This is a genomic window from Haematospirillum sp. 15-248, assembly GCF_012102665.1.
Taxonomy (GTDB): domain Bacteria; phylum Pseudomonadota; class Alphaproteobacteria; order Rhodospirillales; family Rhodospirillaceae; genus Haematospirillum.
Window position 1 is genome coordinate 324,875 of the sequence record NZ_JAAVTF010000001.1, and the last position, 24,160, is coordinate 349,034.

General features: G+C 54.2%; 20 protein-coding genes and 1 tRNA gene. 7 read left to right on the top strand and 14 right to left on the bottom strand.

All coding sequences use genetic code 11. The features are described 5' to 3' along the window. Positions 1-8: 8 nt before the first annotated feature. Genes nagZ through HEQ72_RS01460 form a run of 4 tightly spaced genes read right to left on the bottom strand, consistent with a single transcriptional unit; the run spans position 9 to position 5,192 of the window. Positions 9-1,001 (bottom strand): beta-N-acetylhexosaminidase, encoded by a 993-nt coding sequence (gene nagZ, locus HEQ72_RS01445; RefSeq protein ID WP_168022373.1) that lies wholly within the window; start codon positions 999-1,001, stop codon positions 9-11. 5 nt (positions 1,002-1,006) lie between these two features. Next, on the bottom strand, positions 1,007-2,218 hold the full coding sequence (locus HEQ72_RS01450) for an SPOR domain-containing protein (RefSeq protein ID WP_168022374.1): 1,212 nt from the start codon (positions 2,216-2,218) through the stop codon (positions 1,007-1,009). Between the two features lie 2 nt (positions 2,219-2,220). Further along, positions 2,221-3,993 (bottom strand): arginine--tRNA ligase, encoded by a 1,773-nt coding sequence (argS, locus tag HEQ72_RS01455; RefSeq protein ID WP_168022375.1) that lies wholly within the window; start codon positions 3,991-3,993, stop codon positions 2,221-2,223. Further along, complete coding sequence (locus HEQ72_RS01460) at positions 3,990-5,192, bottom strand: deoxyguanosinetriphosphate triphosphohydrolase (protein WP_168022376.1); 1,203 nt, start codon at positions 5,190-5,192, stop codon at positions 3,990-3,992. The genes argS and HEQ72_RS01460 overlap by 4 nt, the downstream gene beginning before the upstream one ends. A 119-nt stretch (positions 5,193-5,311) precedes the next feature. Here HEQ72_RS01460 and erpA point away from each other — a divergent pair, with 119 nt between their 5' ends. The 3 genes from erpA to HEQ72_RS01475 all read left to right on the top strand — a co-directional run bounded on the left by erpA (position 5,312) and on the right by HEQ72_RS01475 (position 7,729). Continuing rightward, complete coding sequence (erpA, locus tag HEQ72_RS01465) at positions 5,312-5,662, top strand: iron-sulfur cluster insertion protein ErpA (protein WP_168018898.1); 351 nt, start codon at positions 5,312-5,314, stop codon at positions 5,660-5,662. Between the two features lie 76 nt (positions 5,663-5,738). Beyond that, positions 5,739-6,527 carry an exodeoxyribonuclease III gene (locus HEQ72_RS01470; protein WP_168022377.1) on the top strand — a complete coding sequence of 263 codons (789 nt, stop codon included), beginning with the start codon at positions 5,739-5,741 and terminating at the stop codon, positions 6,525-6,527. An 86-nt stretch (positions 6,528-6,613) separates the two neighbouring features. Then, entirely contained in the window at positions 6,614-7,729 is a 1,116-nt protein-coding gene (locus tag HEQ72_RS01475) for a DUF2336 domain-containing protein (protein WP_168018896.1), read from the top strand. Here the strand turns inward: HEQ72_RS01475 and HEQ72_RS01480 are convergent. Next, a complete protein-coding gene (locus HEQ72_RS01480) occupies positions 7,712-8,557 on the bottom strand; it encodes a phytoene/squalene synthase family protein (protein WP_168018895.1) in 846 nt (281 codons plus the stop codon). The genes HEQ72_RS01475 and HEQ72_RS01480 overlap by 18 nt on opposite strands. Positions 8,558-8,653: 96 nt before the next feature. On the opposite strand from HEQ72_RS01480, the gene HEQ72_RS01485 reads away from it, so the two are divergent. The 3 genes from HEQ72_RS01485 (at position 8,654) to HEQ72_RS01495 (ending at position 12,192) form a co-directional block, all read left to right on the top strand. Further along, positions 8,654-10,225, top strand: a complete 1,572-nt coding sequence (locus tag HEQ72_RS01485) for a squalene/phytoene synthase family protein (RefSeq protein ID WP_245184083.1) — start codon at positions 8,654-8,656, stop codon at positions 10,223-10,225. After that, entirely contained in the window at positions 10,222-11,460 is a 1,239-nt protein-coding gene (gene hpnE, locus HEQ72_RS01490) for a hydroxysqualene dehydroxylase HpnE (RefSeq protein ID WP_168022379.1), read from the top strand. The genes HEQ72_RS01485 and hpnE overlap by 4 nt, the downstream gene beginning before the upstream one ends. A gap of 132 nt (positions 11,461-11,592) precedes the next feature. Then, positions 11,593-12,192: a superoxide dismutase gene (locus HEQ72_RS01495; RefSeq protein ID WP_168018892.1), complete on the top strand. Its 600-nt coding sequence runs from the start codon at positions 11,593-11,595 to the stop codon at positions 12,190-12,192. Between the two features lie 46 nt (positions 12,193-12,238). Here the strand turns inward: HEQ72_RS01495 and HEQ72_RS01500 are convergent, their stop codons facing one another. The 8 genes from HEQ72_RS01500 to HEQ72_RS01535 all read right to left on the bottom strand — a co-directional run bounded on the left by HEQ72_RS01500 (position 12,239) and on the right by HEQ72_RS01535 (position 20,861). Then, the gene (locus HEQ72_RS01500) at positions 12,239-13,033 is read right to left on the bottom strand and encodes an MBL fold metallo-hydrolase (protein WP_168022380.1); all 795 of its coding nucleotides are present in this window, start codon (positions 13,031-13,033) and stop codon (positions 12,239-12,241) included. 16 nt (positions 13,034-13,049) lie between these two features. Beyond that, positions 13,050-13,838, bottom strand: coding sequence for a TatD family hydrolase (locus HEQ72_RS01505; RefSeq protein ID WP_168022505.1), 789 nt, complete (start codon positions 13,836-13,838; stop codon positions 13,050-13,052). After that, positions 13,838-15,397, bottom strand: a complete 1,560-nt coding sequence (gene metG, locus HEQ72_RS01510) for a methionine--tRNA ligase (RefSeq protein WP_168022381.1) — start codon at positions 15,395-15,397, stop codon at positions 13,838-13,840. Before metG ends, HEQ72_RS01505 begins: the two co-directional genes overlap by 1 nt. A 26-nt stretch (positions 15,398-15,423) precedes the next feature. Further along, on the bottom strand, positions 15,424-16,521 hold the full coding sequence (locus HEQ72_RS01515; protein ID WP_168022382.1) for a DNA polymerase III subunit delta': 1,098 nt from the start codon (positions 16,519-16,521) through the stop codon (positions 15,424-15,426). Further along, positions 16,518-17,147: a dTMP kinase gene (tmk, locus tag HEQ72_RS01520; RefSeq protein ID WP_168022383.1), complete on the bottom strand. Its 630-nt coding sequence runs from the start codon at positions 17,145-17,147 to the stop codon at positions 16,518-16,520. The genes HEQ72_RS01515 and tmk overlap by 4 nt, the downstream gene beginning before the upstream one ends. A 7-nt stretch (positions 17,148-17,154) precedes the next feature. Continuing rightward, positions 17,155-18,363, bottom strand: a complete 1,209-nt coding sequence (locus HEQ72_RS01525) for a D-alanyl-D-alanine carboxypeptidase family protein (protein ID WP_245183046.1) — start codon at positions 18,361-18,363, stop codon at positions 17,155-17,157. Between the two features lie 135 nt (positions 18,364-18,498). Beyond that, positions 18,499-19,431, bottom strand: coding sequence for a septal ring lytic transglycosylase RlpA family protein (locus HEQ72_RS01530; protein WP_168018884.1), 933 nt, complete (start codon positions 19,429-19,431; stop codon positions 18,499-18,501). A gap of 137 nt (positions 19,432-19,568) precedes the next feature. Next, positions 19,569-20,861 carry a lytic murein transglycosylase gene (locus HEQ72_RS01535; RefSeq protein WP_168022384.1) on the bottom strand — a complete coding sequence of 431 codons (1,293 nt, stop codon included), beginning with the start codon at positions 20,859-20,861 and terminating at the stop codon, positions 19,569-19,571. Between the two features lie 233 nt (positions 20,862-21,094). Between HEQ72_RS01535 and HEQ72_RS01540 the strand changes: the two genes are divergently transcribed. Next, positions 21,095-21,182: transfer RNA gene (locus tag HEQ72_RS01540), tRNA-Ser, on the top strand. A gap of 202 nt (positions 21,183-21,384) precedes the next feature. On the opposite strand, the gene HEQ72_RS01545 is transcribed toward HEQ72_RS01540, so the two are convergent. After that, positions 21,385-24,105, bottom strand: a complete 2,721-nt coding sequence (locus HEQ72_RS01545; RefSeq protein WP_168018882.1) for a valine--tRNA ligase — start codon at positions 24,103-24,105, stop codon at positions 21,385-21,387. Between the last annotated feature and the right edge of the window lie 55 nt (positions 24,106-24,160).

Below are 24,160 nucleotides of genomic sequence, written 5' to 3' on the forward strand. Positions count from 1 at the left end.
ATACTCTTTTATATTTCAGTGACAGCAGGCGTAACGCTGGACATAACCGGAGCAGCAAGTGCCGCCTGCCAACGCAACAAGCTCTCGGGACGTAGCAAAGAGCTTCCCTTAACTACGGCACGCATCTCTTCCATATCGCCGTTGCAGTGAAGAATGGTATCACATCCCGCATTCAAAGAGCGATAGGCCCGGCTCTCATAAGAACCACTCAAGGCATTCATGGAAATGTCATCCGACAGAAGGACGCCTTTAAACCCAATGACCTCCCTTATGGTCGCAAAAGATTTCCCGGAGAGAGACGCCGGGTTCTCGGGGTCAATGGCAGTATAAACAATATGCGCCACCATCCCGACCGGAGCATTTGCCACAGCTTGGAAAGGAACAAAATCAAAGGACTCAAGGGTTTTGAGATCCGAATCAACAACCGGGAGATCAAAATGGGAATCAACCCGGGCACGACCGTGACCGGGAAGATGTTTTACAACGGGCACAACCCCGTTTCTGATAAAAGCGCCGACAGCAACCGAAGCAAGACGGGATACAACATCACATTCCGTGCTAAAGGCACGCAAACCAATGACACCTGATGCATCAGGCTGGGGTATATCCAGAACAGGAGCGCAATTTACGTTGATGCCAACATCAACAAGATCGCGTGACATGCGTGCAATTGTGTCCTGCAACATCCTTTCTGCCCCGGCAGGATCAGATTTCCATGCATCACCAAATGTCCGCATTGCCGGATAAGCCGGCCAGTGCGGCGGCCCCATACGCTGCACTCTCCCTCCCTCCTGATCAATCAAGATGGGAGCATCAGGACGACCAACACAGCGGCGAAGAGCATCTGTCAGTGCGCGTACTTGGTCTGGATCCCCAATATTGCGGGCAAACAGAATAAAGCCGACAGGATTGACAGAGGCAAAGAACTCCTCCTCCTCAGGGGTTAGAATTAACCCTGAACATCCGAATATAACGGCACGACATGTTTCTGAAACGCTCATAGCACTTACCTTCCTACAAAAAGACAACCCACCTTGTGCTTTGACAACTCTGCACACAGCCGGCGCGCATCAGCTTCGCTCGATAGCCCCGTTGCACGCAAACGGTAATAAATACCCTTCTGCCCCAGATCAGCTCGCTCTATGGACATGGACAACGAGGCCAGCTGTTGGGGATGCTTCGCTTTCAAATTTTCCCACGTTTTACGAACAGATGCTTCATCCCGTAACGCGGCAAGCTGCACAGCGTAAGATCCCCCGGTTACCCCCGGGCGGACAGGTGCTGATTTATCCATAAGCTCACGATCGTTTGACGGGGCAACGAGCTTCTTCTCTACAGGAGCCTTCTCACCCATAACAGGCGCGCTCACAGTGGCCGGGGGTGTTTCCACGACAGGCGCTTGCTGTACGGGCGGAACCGGCGTGGGCACATCAGCAACAATTTTTCCTGCCGGAACATCGGGAAGCGGTATCAACTGCTTTGTATTTGCTGCATTCGACTTAATCGCTGACGGAGGTGAGATATCAGGTGTTGTTGCAGGAACAGACGAGCTGTTATTGGCACCGCCAAGAATTGAAGGCATGCGCTCCACCTGTGACGGAGACACAGGCTCAACAGGTTCTGGCAATAGCCTCTCCACACCAGACGAGCGTACCGTACCAGAAGAAAGGCGATCGTAGACAAGCTTGTCCTGGTTTGGAACCTGCAAGCCCCCTGGGTCGGCAGGACGCACCTTATAGGGATTTGTTTCCGCCAAGATGGTCGGCGCCGTTATCCGGCCATCGGTTCCGGATGTATTGCTACGCGCCATATACACTCCGGCAGATCCGACAATCGCAATACCGATAAGAAAAGCCGCCAACAGCAGTCCACGGCCACGCCTTGAATCATCGGTATCCTTTGTAACACCTGTACCAGCAATACGATCCGGCACAACAGAGAAGTAGTCATGCGGCTCACCACGCTGACCAGCAACACGCCCTGCTGCCAGCTTGGCTGCTGCGGCAACGCGTGCAGCATCAACCGGAGGCGCAAGATCAAAATCCTCTGCCGATGAGCCATGACCAGAAGATGGCGTACTATCTCGCTCGAATGTACGGGCGAACATCTCATCAAGAGCGATATCATCTCCTGAAGGATGGCCTCCCCCTCCTGCGGCACGGTGCGGACCAACATTGCGGTCTCCGCCTCTGGGGCCATAGCCTCTGGGATCGGCCATAGCTACATCTCCTCTGCCGGTTCAACACCAATAACAGCCAAACCAGACGCTAACACTGTCATTACACCTTGCACAAGGGCAAGGCGTGCCACAGACAGAGGCTGATTATCCGGATCAAGAAATCTGAGATGTGTGTGTTCACGTCCTTTATTCCACAAGGCGTGAAAGCCTGCGGCGACATCGCCCAGGAAATAGGTAATACGATGCGGCTCTCCGGCCTCGGCCGCACTTTCCACCACGCGAGGCCAACCGCCGATCAAGCGAATAACAGCCATTTCATCAGGATCGGAAAGCTGTGAAAGGTCTGCCTCAGCCAGGGCAGTAGCAGACACGTCAACACCGGAAAAGACCGTTGCAAAGTGGCGCCTGACAGAGCTTGCCCGTGCATGCGCATATTGCACATAGAAAACCGGATTGTCGCGTGATTGTTCCGTCACTTTGGCATAGTCAAAATCCAGCGGCACATCGTTTTTGCGTGACAGCATGATAAAGCGCACAACATCTTTTCCAACACGCTCTATCAGATCGCGCAGGGTTACAAAAGTCCCTGCCCGCTTTGACATTTTGACAGGTTCCCCTTTGTCCATCAGCTTGACCAACTGACAAATCTTGACGTCAAGGGATGCTTTCCCGTCCGACATGGCGTGCACAGCGGCCTGCATTCTCTTGACATACCCGCCGTGATCCGCCCCGAAAACGTCAATCATTTTCAGGAAACCGCGCTGATACTTGTCATAGTGATAGGCAATGTCACCAGCGAAATACGTCCATGATCCATCGCTCTTTTTCAGCGGCCTGTCGACATCATCGCCATAGGTTGTCGAACGGAAGAGTGTCTGCGGGCGGGGTTCCCAGTCATCAGGAGTTTTCCCTTTCGGGGGTTCCAAAACGCCAACGTAAACAAGATCGCGAGCTGCCAAGTCCTTCTCCGCAGCCTCGACACGCCGGGCTTCGACAATGGTCTTCTCGGAAGAAAAGACATCGGGATGAACACCAAGCGCCGCCAAATCACCGCGGATCATCTGCATCATGGATTCGATGCCAAAATCCCGCAGGATAGGCCGCCACTCTGTCTCGGGAACATCGACCCACCGTGTTCCGTCCCGCTCCTTGAGAGCCTGCGCCGTTTCTATCAGATACCCACCACCATACTGTATTTCCTTGGTAGCAAGACGCTGGTCAAACTCCGCCTGATCAACGGCACCGCAAGCAACCAGGTAGCGCCAGTACAACGCAGTCGCCAGAACATCAATCTGGGCACCGGCGTCATTGACATAATATTCCTTGGCAACATTGTAGCCAGCCTTCTTCAACAGATTGGCCAAGGCATCACCAACGCAAGCGCCACGGGCATGTCCGACATGCATGGGACCTGTGGGATTGGCCGAAACATATTCAACGTTAACAGCATGACCACCGCCAATCCGGGAGTCTCCAAAAGCAGTCCCTTCTCGCAGGGCACACCGCAAAACATCGTGCCACAGCGCTGGTTCAATACGGATATTGATGAAGCCGGGACCAGCAATCGATACATGCCCGACAGCTTCTACAGCAGAAAGCCTGTCGGCAATGACAGCAGCCAAATCCAGAGGCTTCATACCGGCCGCTTTAGCCAAAACCATTGCCGCATTGGTGGACACATCACCATGCGATGGATCACGTGGAGGTTCGGCTGTGACAGCATTAAACGACACACCACCAGGAAGCGTACCCTCTGCAGTCAACTTATCAAGAACAGAGACGATACGGTCCCTGAAAACACTGAACACATTCATGGTTTCACCGTAGGATCAAGAAGGCGGCTATGCTCGTCCAGAGCAAATCGGTCAGTCATTCCGGCAATATAGTCAGCAACGCGCCGCGCCGTACGGGGGGTGCTGGCTCCATCACAGCCATGCTGCCAGTCCGGGGGCAGAAGCCCCGGTTCATGTACAAGAACATCGAATAAATCGTGCACCACCTGACGCGCTTTTGACGTCATGCGGTTGACACGAAAATGACGATACATATTAGGAAAAAGAAACCCTTTCAGGGCGCTGTCATGGGCCTGCATCTCTGCAGAAAATGAAATCAGGGAAGCCTTGGCCAAGCGGATATCCTGAACCGCTTTCGGCTTTGCTTCAGCCAAGCGTTGGCGGCTTTCTTGCAAAAGATCCAGAACCATGGAAGTTATCAACCGTCGGCCGGACTCATAAATCAGACGCACAGGCTCCAGATCCGGATACTGGTTTGATGTTGCTGCCAGAATGGGGCCAATCAAAGGTACATCCTGCAAGTCCTGCGGCGTAAAGAGACCGGCCCGCAGTCCATCATCAATATCATGGGCGTTATAGGCAATGTCGTCTGACAAGGCCGCAACCTGAGCCTCGGGGCCGGCAAAAGAATCAAGCTCGAGATCGTGAAGGGCAGCATACTCAAGAATTGCAGCAGGCAACTCCCGCCCCTCACCTCTCCGTTCCGCTTTTGATCCAACAAGAGGACCGTTATGCTTGACGAGCCCTTCCAAAGTCTCCCAGGTCAGATTCAACCCGTCCCAGCGGGGGTAACGCCGCTCCAGCTTTGTCAGGATTCTGAGGGACTGGGCATTGTGATCAAAACCATCCCAAGGCTCCATACAGGCTTTCAGGGCATCCTCACCGGCATGGCCGAATGGCGTATGCCCAAGATCATGGGCTAAAGCCAGAGCCTCTGCCAAATCTTCGTTCAAGCACAACGATCGGGCGATTGATCTGGCGATTTGGGCAACCTCAAGGCTATGCGTCAGGCGGGTCCGGTAGTTTTCCCCCTCATGATAGACAAAGACTTGAGTTTTATACTGCAGACGGCGAAAAGCCCCACAGTGAATAATCCGGTCGCGGTCGCGCTGAAAGGCGTCGCGCTCAACCGCCTGCTCGCCTTCATCGTACAGGCGACCGCGGGAACGCAACGGGTCCGAGGCATAAGGTGCAAGATCAACTGGTTGGAACAAAGTCATGGGGCGAACAGTAACGCGCCGCAAAAGGCAAGGCAACCGGGAACACCCCTTGCGAAGCATATATTCTTCAGCATACATTAAAATGATCCGATGAAGCATGTAAGCAAGGACGGTACATCATGAGTTCGCGTGCGCTGGACCCAGCCGATCTTTCGCTGTCACAGGCCGCTGTGGCGCGTGTTCGTGCGCTTGTCGAAGCAGAAGGCAAACCCGGGCTGATGCTTCGCGTGTCCGTCTCCGGCGGTGGATGTTCCGGATTCCAGTACGGCTTTGATCTGGATGCCGAAACAAGCAGTGATGACCTGGTTCTGGACCAAGATGGTGTCGTGCTGGTTGTTGACGAGGCGTCGCTTGATATCCTCAAGGGGTCCCGTATTGATTTCACCGAAACACTGATGGCCTCGGCCTTTGTGGTGAACAACCCCAACGCAAGCTCTACCTGCGGCTGCGGCACCTCCTTTTCCCTCTGATAGCCGGGAAAGACCGTGCTATACCCGGGCGCTCTGCGGGACAGCCCGGATACTTCAAGGAATAAGGACGTTACCTGTGAAAATTGCCACCTGGAATGTCAATTCTGTCAGGGCTCGCCTTGATAACATCACGGCTTGGCTGACAGAGCGGGCGCCTGACGTTGTTTTTCTGCAGGAAATCAAATGCCAGACGGATGACTTTCCGGGGCATGCATTTACCGAGCTTGGCTACACGTCCCTTGTGTGGGGACAGAAAGCCTATAATGGTGTTGCCATTCTCTCCCGCCTGCCCGTCTCCCATGTTTGCAGCGGCCTGCCCGGGGATGATACAGACCAGCAGGCACGCTACATTGAGGCTGACATAAACGGGAAAGTCCGCGTTGCCAGCCTGTATCTCCCCAATGGAAACCCTGCCCCCGGAGACAAATACGCGTACAAACTGCAGTGGATGGATCACCTGTATAAACGGGCCGAGTCCCTGCTTGGGCTTGGCTGTCCGGTTGTGCTGGGCGGGGACTATAACATCTGCCCTACAGATGATGATGTCTATGCACCTGAAAAATGGGCAGAGGACGCGCTGTGCCGACCAGAAAGCCGGGCACGCTTCAGAAGCTTGCTTCACCTTGGCTACAGGGATGCGTTCAGGGTGGTAAACCGTGAACCCCATCGCTACACATTCTGGGATTATCAGGCCGGTGCATGGCCCAAGGACCATGGCCTGCGTATTGACCACTTTCTGCTGTCTCCACAGGCAACGGATGCCTTGCTTTCCGTTGAAATTGACCGCGCCCCCAGGGGCTGCGAAAAGGCATCAGACCACACGCCTGTCATGTGCGCGTTCGGATTCGGCAATCACGAGTTATAATTGTACACATCTTGCCTTCTGCCATGACCTGACTGTGCAGATATGCTATCATCCACGGTATAGACCTCTGTATGGAGAGGAATGCCGTGAATCAATCACGCTGGACACGACTGATCCGGTTTGCCGAGCCCGGCGTTCCCATAGATCGGGGCGAGCTTGCAGATGCTGTCTCCTCTCTCTGTACGGAAGGGGATGATGCCCTCAGCCCATCGGAAATTGCGATGGCCTATGAAATCTTGGGGCGCCTCTACCCCAGGATAGAATTGGCTGTTCGCCGTCGCTTGGCTGGAACCATTGCCGGGCGGGCCGATGTTCCCGGAAATCTGGCAACACTCATGGCCAGCGATGCAATCGAAATTGCGCACCCCGTGCTTTTGTCCAGCCCTGTTCTGGACGATGAGGGTCTTGAAAACATCATCACCAACCAAAGCAACGCCCATCGCCTGGCCATATGCCAGCGCCCCGAAGTGTCGGTCCGGATCAGCGATGTTCTGCTGACGTTTGACGACGATACAATCTGCTTGGCCCTGGTTCGAAATCCCGGGGCTCGTTTTTCCGAAAACGGGGCATTGAAGCTTCTGGAGCGGGCAGAGCACTTGGCCGCGCTGCGTCTGCCGCTTGTATCCCGACATATCCTGCCTGCCCGCTTGATCGCAGTCATGGTGCACTGGGCTGATGATGCCGTACGGTCTGCCTTGGCAGAAACCTATGGCGACGAACTTCCCCCGGATGTCAAAGATGCCCTGAAGCAAGCCGTGCGGGACGTACGCAAGGAGACAGAAGCATCAGAGACACATACCATCGAGGCATTCCTGTCAAGCGGCGTTGAGGCAATGGTCAGCGCTGTCCGTAATGGCAGGATGCCGCAGGCTGAAGCCGAGGTCGCACGCCTATCACGCCTGCCTGCCTTTGCCGTTTCGCGGGTCCTGTACGGAGCTGATGGGGAGGGACTGGCTGTCCTGTGTCGCTCCCACGGTGTTTCCATGCCCCTTTTCAAGGAACTGTATTCGCGCCTCAATGGAATCGTTCCTTTCGGACATTGCCAACCCTCCAGGCTTTTCTCGTCGGCCCTGGATTTCTTTTCTCGCCTGTCTGCCAAGGAGGCTGATGCCATTCTTGACCGGTGGCGTCGCAATCCCGAGCATGTTCGCACATCCCAGCCCGGTCCGTGCCGGCAGCAAGGATTACCACCGGCCTCGTAGGACGCGCCATGTCATCCCCAGAGCCCGGTTATCCGGACGGTGCAGGTCTGGATCGATCAGATTGCCACCATTTCTCTCCAGTATCGAGAACGTGCGCTCGGCGATCATGGCCTCCAGAAAAACCGCCAACACATCGCGTTGCGGACGCGGGGCATTATGCCGGGCTGCACCAAGTATGGCACGCCCCATCCGGCACAAATCCAAGCTCCATGGGGCAAGCTTTGCCACAGCATCGGGATCACTAAGCTGTCCCGGATCAAGCCTCAAGGCATCCAGAACACAGGACGGAACGGGGCAATGCCCCGCAGCAAGAGAAGCCGGAACCCGAAGCATGGTTCGGGCAACAACAGCGGCCTGCCCAACCTGACGAGCCGCACTGACAACAACCTCGTCATGAACGCCACCAATCCTGCATACGGCTTCTGCCAAAGCACCACCATAGCCGTCACAATACTGTTCCAGGGCGTGTTCCGTTTCGAAAGGAAGGCTCTCTACTTCTGCAGATCGGGCATCCACAATATGGCATAACAAAGAAACGGGAACATTATACGTATGGACCAAGGGTGCTAGGTCTTGCACAACAGGAGACTTGGCAACAACACCGGCCTCCAGATTCCCCAATGTGTCACGCCACCATTGAAAGCGAATCTGCCCAAGAATCTGTTCCGTAACAGCATCCCGTATACGTCCCAGCTCGGCATTAAAGGCATACAAAGCCCAAAAGGCCGGACGGACCCTGTCCGGTACAAACAGGGTTGTCAGGAAACGGACAGGATCATGACGCTTCACATCCTTGGCCACCTGGGAAAACGGCTGATGAATATCCATGTGGGGATGACATCCATAAAGAAGAGCTGATATGTCGCCAGCCGCCGGGTATATAAAAGGAAAGACTGCAAAAAGGAACATTTCCCTGTGACACGGATGGTGACATATGCTGCAAAAACACCATCGGACGAGAATTTTCCGGTCGCCCGCTTTCTTGACTCCTCCTTACGTCGGCGTGTGCTGACCTTTTATCATTATGTACGGAAAGCTGACGATATCGCTGATAACCCTGTCCTGTCGACAAAAGACAAGATCGCCAAGCTTATGGCCTTGGAGGACAACCTGCCAAGGGAAGTCAAAGCTCCGCAGGACCAGGCTCATGCCCGGACGATGATGAAGGCTTTTCTACAGGATGCAAGGGGAACCCATATTGAAACCTTCGATAACCTGATCCGGTACTGCACATATTCAGCGGTTCCTGTTGGTCATTTCCTGCTGGATATACACGAAGAATCGTACCACGACAGACGCCCGGCTGACGCCCTGTGCTGTGCACACCAAATCTTGAATCATGTGCAGGATATACGCCATGACATTCTTGTCCTGCAACGTGTCTACATGCCCGCAACATGGTTGCGTGAGGCTGGACTGAATCCGGCCGATCTTTCCGGTTCGCTTGAGTCTTCGCGCATGCAAAGTGTTCTGGAACGTTGCCTGCAACAGGTGGAAAGCCTGCTCGAGATTGCATCTTTTCTTCCCGCATCAATCCGAAACAGACGTCTGCGGTACCAAGCTTCTGTAGCCTTGGGCATGGCAGAAATCCTGCTCCGCAGGTTGCAAAAGGTATCTCCGCGCCTGAAAATGAACCAAGGAAAGCTTAGCCTGTTTACCGTGCTGTCTGCATGCCTGCTGGCTTTTTTTCCCAACAGATCAGCCCGCAAAGTTCTGCAAGAAAGGTTGTTACAAACTGGCAGCAGCTTCCGGTTTGTCATCAGGCTTCTTCCGTCCCGGAAACGGGATCTTATGACAATATTTTATCTGTTCTGCAGGGCTGTTGATGACTGCGCTGACAGCGATCAGCCACGGGCATACAGACAAGCAGAGCTTGATGACTGGGGGCACTTTCTGTGTAATCCTGGCAATTTCCCATGCCCTGATCCTGTTCTTGCCATTCCACTTGCAGAATCATTGCTCCGTGGCGATCTACCCCGACATGAACTGCAAGCTGTCTTGGCAGGATGCTGCATGGACCTTGATCCAGCGTTCTATCCTCCTCCGGATCAGGCCAGCTTGGACCACTATTGCCAGTGTGTTGCCGGTGCTGTCGGACGGGTTATTCTTTTCATCCTTGGCATGGGCAATACCCCTCTGGTTCAAAACTTTGCAGATCAGGCCGGACGGGCCTTGCAATATACAAATATCCTGCGGGATCTGGATGAAGACACCAGCCGGGGGCGTTTTTATCTTCCCTCCAGTCTTCTGGATGCAGCACGTGAACAGCCGGACCCGGTTGCTTTCTCCAGGCAAGCTTTTGCTCACGCTACAGAACAGCAGTTTGACCGTGCCAGAGGAGCCCTTGAGAAACTGCCCTGGACCACTCGTATACGTATGTGGCCTGCCCTTCTGATGTTGGCAACATATTGGGGCTTGTTCTGTCATATAACAGGGCGAGTACATCCTTCCCGTTTTGCCCGGATCAAGGGAATTCTGGCCGGGTGCTTCCGATGAAAGAATGGCCGACAGTCCATATTATAGGGGGAGGACTGGCCGGCCTGTCTGCGGCACTGGAAGTATGCAGAAACAACGCACGACCCATTGTATACGAGGCCACCTCACAACTTGGTGGGCGCTGCCGGTCTTTTAACGATCCTGCCCTGGGACAGGATATTGACTGTGGGACTCACCTTGTTCTATCCGCAAATCAAACCGTGCGAACACTGATCACACAGTGTAACGCCCAAGACCAATGGATCCAGTATCCTGCCCGCTTTGATTTCTTTGACCTCGCTTCCAACAAAGCATGGTGCCTTCAACCCACTCGCGGGCGGATTCCCTGGTGGTTATGTCATCCGGGACGCCGCGTTGCCGGGGCTTCTTTTCTCGAGCATATAAGGCTTTTGCACCTGCTGAACCGCAGTCTGAATCCGGAGCAGATGGAACACCACATTGGGCACCCTATCTACACGCATCTTGTGCAGCCTCTGGCGCTTGCTGTCACCAATACGCCGGTTCCTGTTGTATCCTGGAACCCCCTCAGGGATGTTCTCCGCAAAACATTTTTCCGTGGTGCGCAGGCCATGGAGCCACTGGTGCCCCGAACAGGTTACACCCGTGACCTGATCCTTCCCCTGATACATACGATTGAAGCGCAAGGTGGCCGGTTCTGCCTTGAAAGCCCGGTTCAGCAGGTATTTCTGTCTGGTTCCATAATGACAGGCTTTCGGACCAGGAATGGCACGCTGACAATTCAAGAATCTGACAAAATCATTCTCGCCGTACCGGCCTGCGCAGCACACAGGTTACTGCCAAACATTCCGGAACTTCCCATGAGCCCGATCATCACAGCCCATTTCCGTATCCCCGAGCATCGGGATCATCAGTTGGTCGGCGTTATCGGTGGGCTGTGCGATTGGATACAGACCAAGGGTTCCCTTGTCAGCGCCAATATTGGCGCATCCCGGATGCTGCTCTCGATCAGTGCGGAGCGTCTTTTATCCCTGCTGTGGGAAGAGGTTAAAGATGTTCTGAGCCTGGCAGGCCATATCCCCCCTGCCCGCCTGATCAAGGAACGCGCTGCAACCCTTATGCTGACACAGGAAACGGACCTCCTGCGTCCGCCAACACAAACCTGTTGGAATAACGTGTGGCTTGCCGGAGACTGGACGGCAACCGGACTCCCCTGTACCTTGGAAGGTGCGGCGGTGTCAGGTATAGCAGCGGCACAAGCAGCGCTGTCGCGTTAGTATATGCCACATCAGGCACATTCCCTTCTTGCTGGGGGCTTTTCTTTTTTTCATGGCCTTCTTATGTTCTGCGCAGGGAAAGTTTGCCCTGCACCGGATACAGTCCGCACCATCATGTTCGAGAGGACCGTTATGACCTTTGAACTTCCGCCCCTGCCCTATGACAAGACCGCGCTGGAGCCACACATGTCGGTCCAGACGTTTGACTTTCACTATGGCAAGCACCACAACGCCTATGTTGTAAACCTGAATAATCTCCTGAAAGACTCACCACTGTCAGGTAAAGCTCTGGAGGAGATTGTCCTGGAATCCTGGAAGACGGGTAATACGCCTGTTTTCAACAATGCCGCCCAGGTCTGGAATCACACATTCTTCTGGCATTGTATGAAGCCCAACGGGGGCGGTGCACCTGTTGGCATCATTGCAGAGAAGATTACCGCCACATTCGGATCTTACGAAAAGTTCCGTGAAGACTTCAAGGCGGCCGCTGTCGGACAGTTTGGTTCGGGCTGGGCTTGGCTGGTTCTGGACAATGGCACCCTGAAGATCGTCAAGACACCAAATGCAGAAACACCGATGGTGCACGGCCAGAATGCACTGCTGACGGTGGATGTCTGGGAGCATGCCTACTACCTCGACTTCCAGAACCGTCGCCCTGATTTTGTTGACACCTTCCTGAACCACTTGGTCAACTGGGAATTTGTCAACGCCAACCTTGCTCGTTCGTGCTGAGAAACACTGCGCAGTGAACCTGCAGATTCATGAAACAGGCGCCGCCTTACCCAAAAGGTGGCGCTTTTTCATTGTCCGGGATATCCAGAACCATACCATCCCACGCCGGCTCCACACCCGCTGGCAATGAGTTCTTAAGAACATCATAGTCCAGTCTGTTGCCCATATGCGTAAACACAGCGCGCCGGGGACGGACGCGTTCAATCCAGCTTAGGGCAAGATCAACATGGGCATGCGTTGGATGCGCCTGATCTGAGAAAACACCGACAATCCAGGTATCAACACCCTCAAGGATAGAAAATGCTTGATCAGAAAGGCGCACAACATCAGTAGAGTAGGCAAAGGATCCAATCCGTACGCCTTGGCTCAGGCTATAGCCATGATCCTGCACAAAGCTGCGAACCAATAGCGGGCCAGCCATAAATTGGTCCTGTAACGGATGACGCTGCAACCAAGGGCGAAAAATCGGTTGCCTTGGTGGAATGCCTTCAAAGGCATAAGCAAAACAAGATTGGATATGCGTAAAGGTTGCATCATCCGCCCATGTGGGAAGCGGTCCACCAATATTTCTGTTAATGCCCCTCAGATCATCAATACCATGCGTATGGTCCGCATGGGCATGAGTATAGAGCACACCGTCCAGACGGGTAACGCCTGCATCCAGCAGCTGACAACGCAAATCAGGCGACGTATCGACCAGAAGGCGGTATCCCTTCTCTTCGATCAAGATAGAGGCCCGTGAACGACGGTTACGGGGATGAGTGGGGTCACACGCCCCCCACCCGGATTCTAAGGAAGGAACACCACTTGAAACACCGCATCCCAGAACCGTTACTTTCACAGCCTATCCCTTTATATCAAACAGATCCCGGATGCTTTACCTTTGAAAAAAGACGGAAAAAATTCTCTGTTGTGATCCGGGCAACCTCATCTTCTGAAATCCCCTTGATCTCGGCCAGTTTGCGCGCCGTCAGGACCGTAAAGGATGGCTCATTGCACTGACCACGCATGGGAACCGGGGCAAGGTAAGGAGAATCCGTTTCAACCAGCATACGATCCAGCGGCAGCGCACGAACTGCTTCCCTCAATGCGTCAGCCTTGCGGAACGTAATAATACCCGACAGGGAAATATAGAGCCCCAGATCAACCGCTATCTTTCCCAATTCATAGGATGAACTGAAGCAATGCAGAACACCCGGGAATGGACCGGCATCCATTTCATGACGCAAAAGCGTTGCAGTATCCTCTTCAGCATCACGGGTATGAATAATAACAGGCAGCCCTGATTGCCGCGCTGCCTTCATATGTAAACGAAAGGCCTTTTTCTGGTCGTCGCGCGGGCTATGCTCGTAATGATAGTCAAGCCCGGTTTCCCCGAAAGCCACGACCTTGGGATGATCGGCAAGACGCAACAACGTCTCTGCATCCTCAAGGCATTCATGGCCGGACTCATGCGGGTGAATGCCCACACTGCACCACACAGAATCAAAACGCTCTGCAACAGCCCGCACACCGTCAAAGCGTGAAAGATGCGTGCAAATCGTCAACAGGGTTGAGACGCCAGCAGAACGGGCACGCGAAACAACGTCGGGCAAGGTGTCCGAAAAGTCCGGGAAATCAAGATGGCAGTGACTGTCAACAAGCATCACGAACGCACAACCTCTTCCTCGGCATAGCGGGGGAAGATACCCTGCGGCGCAGGCAATTCCGATCCTGTAACAAGGGCAAACCGGGGACCAAATGTGTCAAAACCACGCTGCTCCTGCCCCAGACCCAACTGATCAAGAATCCGCCCGGCCCCATCCGGAACAAACGCCTGCATCAGCAAGGCAACCTGACGAATTGACTCTGCCAACACCCAGAGAACGGTTTCCATCCGCTTGGGATCCGTCTTGCGCAAGGACCACGGTGCCTGGTGATCAACATAGGCGTTGGCGGCCCGTACAATAACCCAAATACTCTCCAAAGCCTCATGGAACGCCTGACGATCCAGCTGCTCCCTCAAGACATCAAGCAGGCCATAAGCAGAATCCAGCATGTGGCGGTCGCTGTCTTCCAGAACGCCAACCTCCGGAACCTTTCCGCCGCAGTTCTTGGCAATCATGGACAAAGTTCTCTGCACCAGGTTCCCAAGGTCATTGGCCAGTTCAGTATTCATCCGCCGGACAAAGGCCTGACGCGAAAAAACACCGTCATTGCCGAAAGGAACTTCCCTCAGCAAAAAGTAGCGGGTCTGATCAAGACCGAACGTTCCAACCAGTTCGTAGGGGTCAATGACATTGCCCAGAGACTTGGAAATCTTTTGCCCTTCATTCGTCCACCAGCCATGAGCAAAGATCCTCTTTGGCAGGGGCAGATCGGCTGCCATCAGGAAGGCTGGCCAGTAAACAGCGTGAAAGCGCAGGATATCCTTGCCAACCATATGCAAATCTGCGGGCCAGAACGCCTTGTATCGTTCATGCCCCGTATCCGGATAACCTGTCGCCGTCAGATAATTGGTCAAGGCGTCCAGCCAGACGTACATGATATGCTCGCTGTCGCCCGGAACGGGAACCCCCCACCGGAACGTGGTGCGGGATACCGACAAATCCTGCAACCCGCCTTCAACGAAACTGATCACCTCATTCCGACGGCTTTCCGGCGCAATAAAGTCAGGATGCTCGTCATAAAACCGCAGCAGCTTGTCCTGCCAAGCCGAAAGACGGAAAAAGTAGCTTGGCTCTTCCACCCACTCCACAGGAGCACCTGTTGGAGCCATGCGCGTGCCGTCGGGCGCCGTTTGCAACTCACTTTCTGCATAAAATGCTTCATCACGTACGGCATACCAGCCTGCATATTTTCCAGCATAAATATCGCCCCTGTCGACAAGCCGCTTCCACAACGCAGCACAAGCAGCCTTGTGACGCGGCTCGGTCGTACGAATAAAGTCGTCATGGCTGTATTTCATGACCGACGCAAGATCCCGGAAATTGCGGGAAACCTCATCCGTAAAGGCCTGAGGATCTATCCCTTTTGCATGAGCCGATTTCTCAACCTTTTGCCCGTGTTCATCGGTTCCGGTCAGAAACATCACCCGATACCCGTCCAGCCGCTTGAAGCGGGCCAGCACATCGCATGCCAAGGTGGTATAGGCATGACCGATATGCGGCCGGTCATTCACATAATAAATCGGGGTTGTAACGTAATAAGACCTTGACCCGGTCATCACGGGTATCTCCTGAAAATAGGCCGTCAGCGAACAGAAGAAGCTGTTTGCGGAACGGAACGGACCAGCGCCTGAAGAGACAGTACGGCACTGATAAAAACCTGTTTTCTATCAAGATGCACAGCCTCGGCTCGCTCGAACAAAGCCCTGATCTTTTCCCATACTTCGATCAGTTGATCAAGGGGAGCTGCCGCAAGAACTATCCTTGCAAGAGAGGCATCATCCTGAACAATCACCGGGCATTCCATCTCACGCCCGGCATAGCGGATCGCGCGTCCCAACCACCACAGCATCAAATCAGTTGCGAGGCGAAAGACATCCTCTGTTCGGCTGACCGTATCAGCAAAGGTATACAATGCAGGTAGATCAGGGGGGCCTTCCAATACATTGCGCAGAATCCCCATCAAGGACTGATAATGTTCTACCCCCCCTTGGCTGGCAAGATCGAGGGCTTGGCCAATACTGCCCTCGCCCAGCTGCACAAGGATGCGACGGGACACAACATCCAGAGAGGAGGCCGCATAACGCTCCATCAATTCCTGACACTGCGCTTCAGGAAGCGGACGCATAGGAACATGACGGCAGCGGCTGCGCAACGTCGGCAGTAAACGCCCCGGGCAATGCGACAGCACCAAGAACAGGGTCCGCTGCGGCGGTTCCTCCAGAATTTTCAGCAGCGCATTGGCGCTGTTCCTGTTCATGTCATCGGCTGTATCGATCAGTACAACGCGCCATCCGCCGCGAGAGGATGTCATCGACAACCACTCGCCGAGGGATCGTATGTCATCGACAGGGATATCGCCCTTCAAACGCTTGCGCTTTTCGTCCCACGTCCGCTCCAGAACACGAAAATCACCGTGCGTGTCTTGGGCGATGTGGGAGCAAACCGGATCATCTTCTGAAACAGCAAGGGTGGTTGTCCCGACTACGGCACGATCAGAAAGTACAAACCGGGCAATCCGCATGGCAAGCGTTGCCTTGCCAATGCCGCGCATTCCTGAAAAAAGCCAGGCATGGTGCACGCGCCCCTGGTTCCAAGCTTGTAGAAAAGCCTGCTCGGCATCGCTGTGTCCCACAAAGGCTGTATGCTGACGCGGCGGCAAGAGCAGAGGCAAAGCAGTCATAGCGTAAAAGCCTCACCAAGAGCTCTGGCAATATCCTGATGAACCTGATCAACAGGACGTGTGGCATCAATAACGCGGAAACGCTCCTGATCCTTGGCTGCAAGGGACAGAAATCCTTCGCGCAATCGCACATGAAAAGACAGATCCATGGACTCAAAGCGGTTTTCCGCATCACCACGACGTTCAGCCCTGTTCAGACCGATGGAGGGATCGATATCCAGCAGAAAGGTCAGATCAGGCCGTGTGTCCTCGACAGACACCTGGAACAGGATGTCAAGAAATGCAGGATCCAAACCATGACCCACTCCCTGATAGGCCAGCGTTGAATCATTGAAACGATCACACAAGACCCACTGCCCAGCCATCAAGGCCGGACGTATGGTTTGCAGAACATGATTCCGACGTGCTGCATACAATAAAAGTGTTTCAGACACAGGATCCCAGCGGCTGGCTTCCCCGCGAACCAGGAGAGATCTTATCTCCTCGGCCCCGGGCGCCCCGCCGGGTTCCCGGGTCATGGCAACACCAATCCCCCTCTGGCGCAGAAAATCCGCAAGCAGGCGAATTTGGGTAGACTTTCCGGATCCTTCTCCGCCCTCAAAGGTAATAAACTGTGCAGATGTCATTGCCCGCTCAGCTTCTGACAGAAACAGTCAGCACCGTCTCTCCATCATCTTTATGAGCAGAACCAAACAGCATATGATTGATTGCAGCCCCTATACGACCAAAGAGCCCCAGCTTTTGCACATCAGCGGCTGCGACCAGTGGAATCTCGATCGCCTGCGCCATATCCGTGCCGCTGATACGCAACGTTCCGATAGACTGCCCCTTCTGGACCGGAGCCGGCACCGGACCTGTGAAAACAGCTTTCATCTCCAGGTTTCGTGACGCGCGGCGAGGAAGTGTCAGGCGGACATCCTGGGCAACAGCCAAGGGCACAACCTCTTGCTCGCCCAGCCAGACATCGGCCGATGAAACGGCATCTCCAGCAACAAACAAGGTTCTGTTCTCGAAGTTGGCAAAGCCCCAATCCATCAGGCGATTGGCCTCATCAGCCCGCTCCTGCATACTTTTCAAGCCATTGATAACCAAGATCAACCGACGATCGCCCCGCTGTGCAGAAGCAGTCAGACCATATCCCGCAGCAGATGTATGGCCTGTTTTCAGGCCATCCGCGCCCGTCATGGTATACAGAAGGGGATTGCGGTTCTGCTGCCTGATCTTGTTATGTGTAAATTCCTTCTCCGCATACATTGAATAGTATTCAGGAAAATACCGGATAAGGTACTTGGCCAGAACAGCCAAATCGCGAGGGGTCATCACATGTCCCTCGTCGGGCAGCCCTGTCGAGTTCATGAAATAACTACCCGTAAGGCCAATTTCCTTTGCCTTTTTGTTCATGGCGCTGGCAAAGGCTTCCTCAGTCCCCATCAGGTTCTCGGCAAGTGCTATGCAGGCATCATTGCCAGACTGAATAATCACGCCCCTCAGCAGATCCTCTACCCTTACTTCGGAATTGGGGGCCAGGAACATTGTCGATCCACCGGACGCCGCACCACCCTTGCGCCAAGCGGTCTGGGAAACCCGGAACACATCATCAAAGGAGAGTGACCCTTCCTTCAGCCGCTCAAAAACCATGGCTGTCGTCATCAGCTTGCTCATTGACGAGGGAGGCATCGGAACGTCGCCATTCTTGTCGTACAAAACCGTCCCGGTTTCATAGTCGACGAGGTAGGCCTCGCGTGCCCTGGTATCCACAGGAAAGGCAAAAGCCGAGGGCGCTACAGCGGCAAAACCTGCAACAAGCGCAAGACGAAATGCCAGTCTGTAAACAGATGACAACAAATTCCCTGCTTTCATATTACGCGCAACGCACATAGCTTTTCCCAGATAGTCTGCATTCAGGACAAGGAAACGAAATAAGCAGGTAATGCGGCCACATCAAGGTTAAAGCTTGGCCGGATCACAATACTGTCTCTACTCTGTTAACAGACGCGGTTTGTCAACACCAAGCTTCTTCAGGCGGGGAAGAACTTTTCGAGCCTCATCCTGGCTTGCAAAAGGTCCAAGACGAACCCTGAACATGGTGCGCCCCTTGGACTTCACAGAGCTGATTTCGCCACTATGAACAGAACCCAAACGCTTGCGCAGGGATTCCGCACTGCTGCGGCTTGAGAAAGCCCCCACCTGCACCCACGTTTTGCCGGTTGCAGCCACCTTCGCTGGCTTCTCCGCAGGAACCGGTTTTTTCCTTGCGTCCTGCACAGGAACCATTCCATGCGGCTTTACCGGAGGCGGGACATCACGCTGCAGCTGATGCCCCGTATCGGCAGGAGAATCAAGAAGCTCCGCCTTGACCACATGCGGCCGGGGGACGGCTGCCACCTCGGGCATGGAATCACCGCCACCCGCAATGGCCTTGGCTTTCAGGATACGGCTTTCTTTCTCCAGAATTTCAACTCGTACCCGGGCCATACCTGCATCCTTGAAACCAAGAAGCTGCGCACCCCGGCGTGACATGTCAATCAGCCGATCTCCCACAAACGGCCCACGGTCATTGATACGCACGACAAGGGCCCGGCCATTTTCAAGATTGGTTACTCTTACCAAGGTGGGGAGAGGCAGCGTCTTGTGTGCCGCTGTCAAGGCATTGGGATCAAAAACTTCCCCGTTGGCCGTTTCACGCCCGCCAAATTCCCCTCCATACCACGAGGCGACACCCTCTTGACGGTAACTCCAGTCTTCCGCCGGATAGTACCACTGCCCATTAATCTGGTACGGCTTGCCGATTTTCCAAGCTCCGACGCGCTGCCCCTTGCCAAAGTCTGTTGCAAGACGCGTTTCAGCACACCCCGTAACAAGGCTTGCCCCCATCAGAAGAAAAAATACCCGGACAACAAAGAAGCGCATGCCGCTACGGATCCGTTCCCAAAGGGGCGCCAGACGGTTTTCCTCGAAGGATCGCCGCAGCTTTTTCCCACTATAATAACAATGCTAAAAACCGAGAGGTAGGGTAAAGGGATTGCAACAAAGGCGCAATACATGCCTTATGGATCGCTCGGAATATGTCCCGCTGTATTGCCAGCCCGCAAGGCATCAAGCACAGGCCGTCCGGGATAAGCATCGGGCACCAGCCCGGTCTTGTTCTGGAACGCCCTGACCGCGTTGCGTGTCTTGTATCCCGGCACTCCATCAGGCATTCCTGCATCGTAACCGGCCTTGTTCAGCAAGTTCTGCATATCCGCTATATCAGCGCGCGACAAAGGAGGAGCCAATACCTTGCCCAGCAAGAAAGGCTGTGCACCGACCAACCGGTCTGCAAGGTGTCCAACAGCCACTGCATAAAGAACAGAACGATTCCAGTCCATTATACTGCGGAAATTATCGTATACCAGAAATGCCGGGCCGTTAACTCCTTCCGGTACAATCACACTGCCCTGCATGCCGCCAGGCCCTTTTGGCAAAGGCTGGCCACCGATCTGGGTTACCCCCAGACGTGACCACTCATGCAACGATTTGCTGACAGAGAAATCGGCAAGGTTGAAATTGAATGACTTCGGGAGAGTGACCTGACGGCCCCACGTTTGCCCCCTCTTCCATCCGGTCGCAGCAAGGTAGCGAGCAGCAGAGGCAAAAGCATCCGGCTGGCTTCTCCAGATATCAATACGTCCATCACGATCATGATCGACAGCATGCGCACGGAATGTAGAAGGCATAAACTGAAAATGCCCCATGGCACCGGCCCACGACCCATACATCTGCGCTGGCTCTATGTGGCCCTCTTCCAAGATGGACAGTGCCTGTAAAAGCTGGGCTTTGAAGAAATCTGGCCTCCGCTGGTCCCAAGCCAAGGTTGCCAGTGCCTCAGGGACAAAGAACCCCCCAAAATTCTGCCCGTAATGAGTCTCCATTCCCCAGAACGCAACAATAAACCTAGGCTGAACACCATACGCTTGTTCAATCTGAGCCAAAAGGCGTGCATGTTTTTTCAGAAGCGCTTGGCCTTCCATAACACGCTTCTTGTCAACGGCACTTCCGACGTAGGATCGCAGTGTTCGCACAAATTCCGGCTGCCGACGATCAAGATCCAGAACACTGGCATTTGGCTGCACATTTCGCAAGGAATCCAAAGAACGTCTGCTCAGTCCCCCTGCCTCGGCCTCTGCCACAAAAGAGTCAAGCCACCGTGAAAAATCCTCTTTCTCCTGTGTAGAAAGAGACAGCACCGACGGCGCACCCTTTACCCCAGTATCCTGTTTCTGACTGGCCGCACAGCCGACAAGCACCAAGGCAAACGCAGTAACAAGAACCGCACAACGGGATGAAAGAGGATTGGTCATGCCTGTCTCCAACGACCACCTGACACAGAAACACTTATCTGAGGCAGTTGTTGTCTCATGGAGCATGTAGAACGAGCAATATGGCAAAGAAGCGGTCTGTAAAACAAAATAGAGTCTGGACGAAATGGATAAGGTCGGATAGTTACTGTGCCCTGCTTGCTGAAGGGTCCGATTGTGGGCCCTGAAATGGTAACAGAGACAAAACTACGCCAATTTTTTTGGCGTATTGAGCAGGAAGGGTGGCCGAGCGGTTTAAGGCACCGGTCTTGAAAACCGGCGTGCGGAAACGCACCGTGGGTTCGAATCCCACCCCTTCCGCCATATTCGTTCTCTAACGCATTGATTTATAAGAAGTTTACAGAGCGCCTGTTGCGTTTGACCACACTTTGACCACACTTCTGCCGATAATAATCGGCGCTCTCTGTCAAAAACCAATGGTCCTCACCTCTCGTCGGTCAGCCATCTTTGCATAATAAAAAAGAGCCCCATCAAGAAAACAGACGAGGCTCTTTATTCAGGCATCTCAGGCCAGTAAACAGCCCAGAGCCTCCTGCATTTTTGCCTTGGTGGTTTGCAAGTCCCTGATCCGGGCCTTTTGCTCATCAACAACTTCTACCGGCGCCTTGGCAACAAATGCCTGATTATCCAACCGACCTGCCAGCTTCCTGATTTCAAGGTCCAGCTTGTCCAGCTCCTTTGTCAGACGGGCCTTTTCCGCAGAAAGGTCGATGATACCTTCCAGCGGAATAATGACGGTTATCTCACCAATAACGACCCGTGCTGCTCCGGAGACATCATCTCGGTCCACCAGTTTCACATCCTCAAGACGGGCGAGAGCCTGGATTAATGCCTGATGCGTCTTCAGGCGTTCTTGCGTGGCAAGAGAGGCATCCTTGACGAAGATTGGCAATCTGGCAGAGGGGGGCACGTTCATTTCAGAGCGAACAGACCGTATGGCGGAAATGCAATCCACAACCCAGTCCATTTCCTCACGGGCATCCTGTTGGTCCAAGCCACTCAGACCGGACCATTGGGCCAAGGCCAGCATGCCTGATCGCTCGGCTGTTTCAGCCCACAGGGTTTCTGTAATGAAGGGCATAAAGGGATGGAGAATGACCAAAATCTGGTCCAGAACCCACGCTGTAACCGCACGAATTTCTGCTTGGGTAGCCGGGTCATCCCCATTGAAAATAGGCTTGGCAAACTCCAGATACCAGTCACAGAACGTACCCCACGTGAACTGGTAAGCCGCATTGGCGGCGTCATTGAAACGGTAGGCAGACAAGGCCGCAGAAACTTTTTCCGACGTTTCGGCCAGTTTGCCGACGATCCAGCGTGCCAACGTATGCTTGACGGTGGATGGATCAAAGCCTTCAACGCCATGACATGCGTTCATTTGACAGAAACGTGCGGCGTTCCACAGCTTGGTTGCAAAGTTGCGATATCCTGCTATGCGCTGTTCGCTCATCTTGATATCGCGCCCCTGAGCCGCCATGGCAGCCAAGGTAAAGCGCAGGGCATCCGTTCCATACCGGTCAATCAGGTCCAGGGGGTCCATAACGTTCCCCTTGGACTTGGACATCTTCTGCCCTTTTTCATCACGCACAAGGGCATGGATATAAACGTCACGGAAAGGCACGTCGTCCATGATGTACATGCCGAACATCATCATCCGGGCAACCCAGAAGAAGATGATGTCAAACCCTGTGACCAACACATCACCGGGATAGTACCGAGCCAGTTCAGGGGTCTTTTCGGGCCAGCCCAACGTGGAAAACGGCCACAGGGCTGAACTGAACCACGTGTCAAGAACATCAGGATCGCGCACCAGCTCAACAGGGTGGCCGTAATGATTTTCTGCAGCTGAACGCGCTTCTTCTTCACTCATTTCAACAAAAGGCGTGCCATCCGGACCAAACCAGGCCGGGATCTGGTGGCCCCACCACAGCTGCCTGGACACGCACCATGGCTGAATATTGCGCATCCACTCAAAGAACGTATTTTCCCACTGGCGGGGGGCAAAAACAGTGCGCCCCGTTTCCACAGCCTCAATGGGGCCCTTGGCCAGCTTGGGTGCATCAACAAACCACTGGTCCGTCAACCATGGCTCAATCACAACACCGGATCGGTCACCATACGGGACCGTCATTGGATTTTCCTCGACACGCTCCAGGAGTCCTTGTGCCTCAAGGATCTCAAGAATTTTATCGCGCGCCACAAAACGATCCAACCCATGGAATGCGGCAGGCAAAGTGACCAAAACAGGTGAGTCATCAGGATTCAAGACGGCCTGCGCCTGTCCGTTGACAAAGTGCAAAAGCGGTGTTGGCTCTGCCAGTATACGGGCATCCCGATCAAAAACATTGACGAGGTCCAAGGAGGACCGCTTGCCGACATCAAAGTCGTTGAAATCATGGGCCGGTGTTATCTTGACCGCGCCGGTTCCCTTTTCCGGATCAGCATGCTCATCCGCAATGATGGGGATAAGACGCCCGGTTACCGGCAGACGTATCTGCTTGCCTATCAGATGGGCGTAACGCGTGTCGTCGGGATGAACCGCCACACCGGTATCGCCGAGCATTGTCTCCGGCCTGGTAGTGGCGACCGTGATGAACGTACCATCCATGCCATCAACAGGATAGCGCAGGTACCACATCTTCCCTTTGATCTCGCGCTGCTCTACCTCAAGATCCGAGATGGCTGTATGGAGCTTTGGATCCCAGTTGACCAAGCGCTTGGCACGGTAGATCAAACCATCTTTGTGCAGCTTGACGAAAATGGTGCGTACAGCCTCTGAAAGGCCGGCATCCATGGTAAAGCGCTCACGACTCCAGTCAGGCGAAGCACCAAGGCGGCGCAGCTGTCGTACGATTGTACCGCCGGACTGTTCCTTCCATTCCCAGACTTTCTCCAGAAATCCCTGCCGCCCCAGATCGTGCCGGGAAATACCCTCCTTCTCCAGATTACGCTCGACAACCATCTGTGTAGCAATGCCCGCATGGTCGGTTCCCGGCTGCCAAAGGACATCACGTCCGGTCATCCGATGGTAACGGGTCAGGATGTCTTGAAGGGTAAAGGTCAGGGCATGCCCGATATGCAGGCTTCCTGTCACATTGGGGGGGGGCATCATGATGGTATAGGGCACCCGGCCCGACCCGACATGTGCGCGAAATACTCCGCCCTCTTCCCACTGCTTGTAAAGTTTCTCCTCAACACCAGCCGGATTATAGGTTTTGTCGAGCATATCTCTATTGTTCCACTTCACGTAGTAACACCCGGATGCCCCTAAAACGGGGACG

Bases quoted from the DNA above. Each gene is read 5' to 3' on its own strand.
- metG (WP_168022381.1), bottom strand. From the start codon at position 15,397: ATGACCGGGTCAAGGTCTTATTACGTTACAACCCCGATTTATTATGTG.
- hpnE (WP_168022379.1), top strand. From the start codon at position 10,222: ATGAAAGAATGGCCGACAGTCCATATTATAGGGGGAGGACTGGCCGGC.
- HEQ72_RS01450 (WP_168022374.1), bottom strand. From the start codon at position 2,218: ATGGCCGATCCCAGAGGCTATGGCCCCAGAGGCGGAGACCGCAATGTT.
- argS (WP_168022375.1), bottom strand. From the start codon at position 3,993: ATGAATGTGTTCAGTGTTTTCAGGGACCGTATCGTCTCTGTTCTTGAT.
- HEQ72_RS01480 (WP_168018895.1), bottom strand. From the start codon at position 8,557: ATGGATATTCATCAGCCGTTTTCCCAGGTGGCCAAGGATGTGAAGCGT.
- HEQ72_RS01495 (WP_168018892.1), top strand. From the start codon at position 11,593: ATGACCTTTGAACTTCCGCCCCTGCCCTATGACAAGACCGCGCTGGAG.
- HEQ72_RS01535 (WP_168022384.1), bottom strand. From the start codon at position 20,861: ATGACCAATCCTCTTTCATCCCGTTGTGCGGTTCTTGTTACTGCGTTT.
- HEQ72_RS01485 (WP_245184083.1), top strand. From the start codon at position 8,654: ATGGTGACATATGCTGCAAAAACACCATCGGACGAGAATTTTCCGGTC.
- tmk (WP_168022383.1), bottom strand. From the start codon at position 17,147: ATGACATCTGCACAGTTTATTACCTTTGAGGGCGGAGAAGGATCCGGA.
- erpA (WP_168018898.1), top strand. From the start codon at position 5,312: ATGAGTTCGCGTGCGCTGGACCCAGCCGATCTTTCGCTGTCACAGGCC.
- HEQ72_RS01545 (WP_168018882.1), bottom strand. From the start codon at position 24,105: ATGCTCGACAAAACCTATAATCCGGCTGGTGTTGAGGAGAAACTTTAC.
- HEQ72_RS01460 (WP_168022376.1), bottom strand. From the start codon at position 5,192: ATGACTTTGTTCCAACCAGTTGATCTTGCACCTTATGCCTCGGACCCG.
- HEQ72_RS01530 (WP_168018884.1), bottom strand. From the start codon at position 19,431: ATGCGCTTCTTTGTTGTCCGGGTATTTTTTCTTCTGATGGGGGCAAGC.
- HEQ72_RS01505 (WP_168022505.1), bottom strand. From the start codon at position 13,838: ATGCTTGTTGACAGTCACTGCCATCTTGATTTCCCGGACTTTTCGGAC.
- nagZ (WP_168022373.1), bottom strand. From the start codon at position 1,001: ATGAGCGTTTCAGAAACATGTCGTGCCGTTATATTCGGATGTTCAGGG.
- HEQ72_RS01515 (WP_168022382.1), bottom strand. From the start codon at position 16,521: ATGACTGCTTTGCCTCTGCTCTTGCCGCCGCGTCAGCATACAGCCTTT.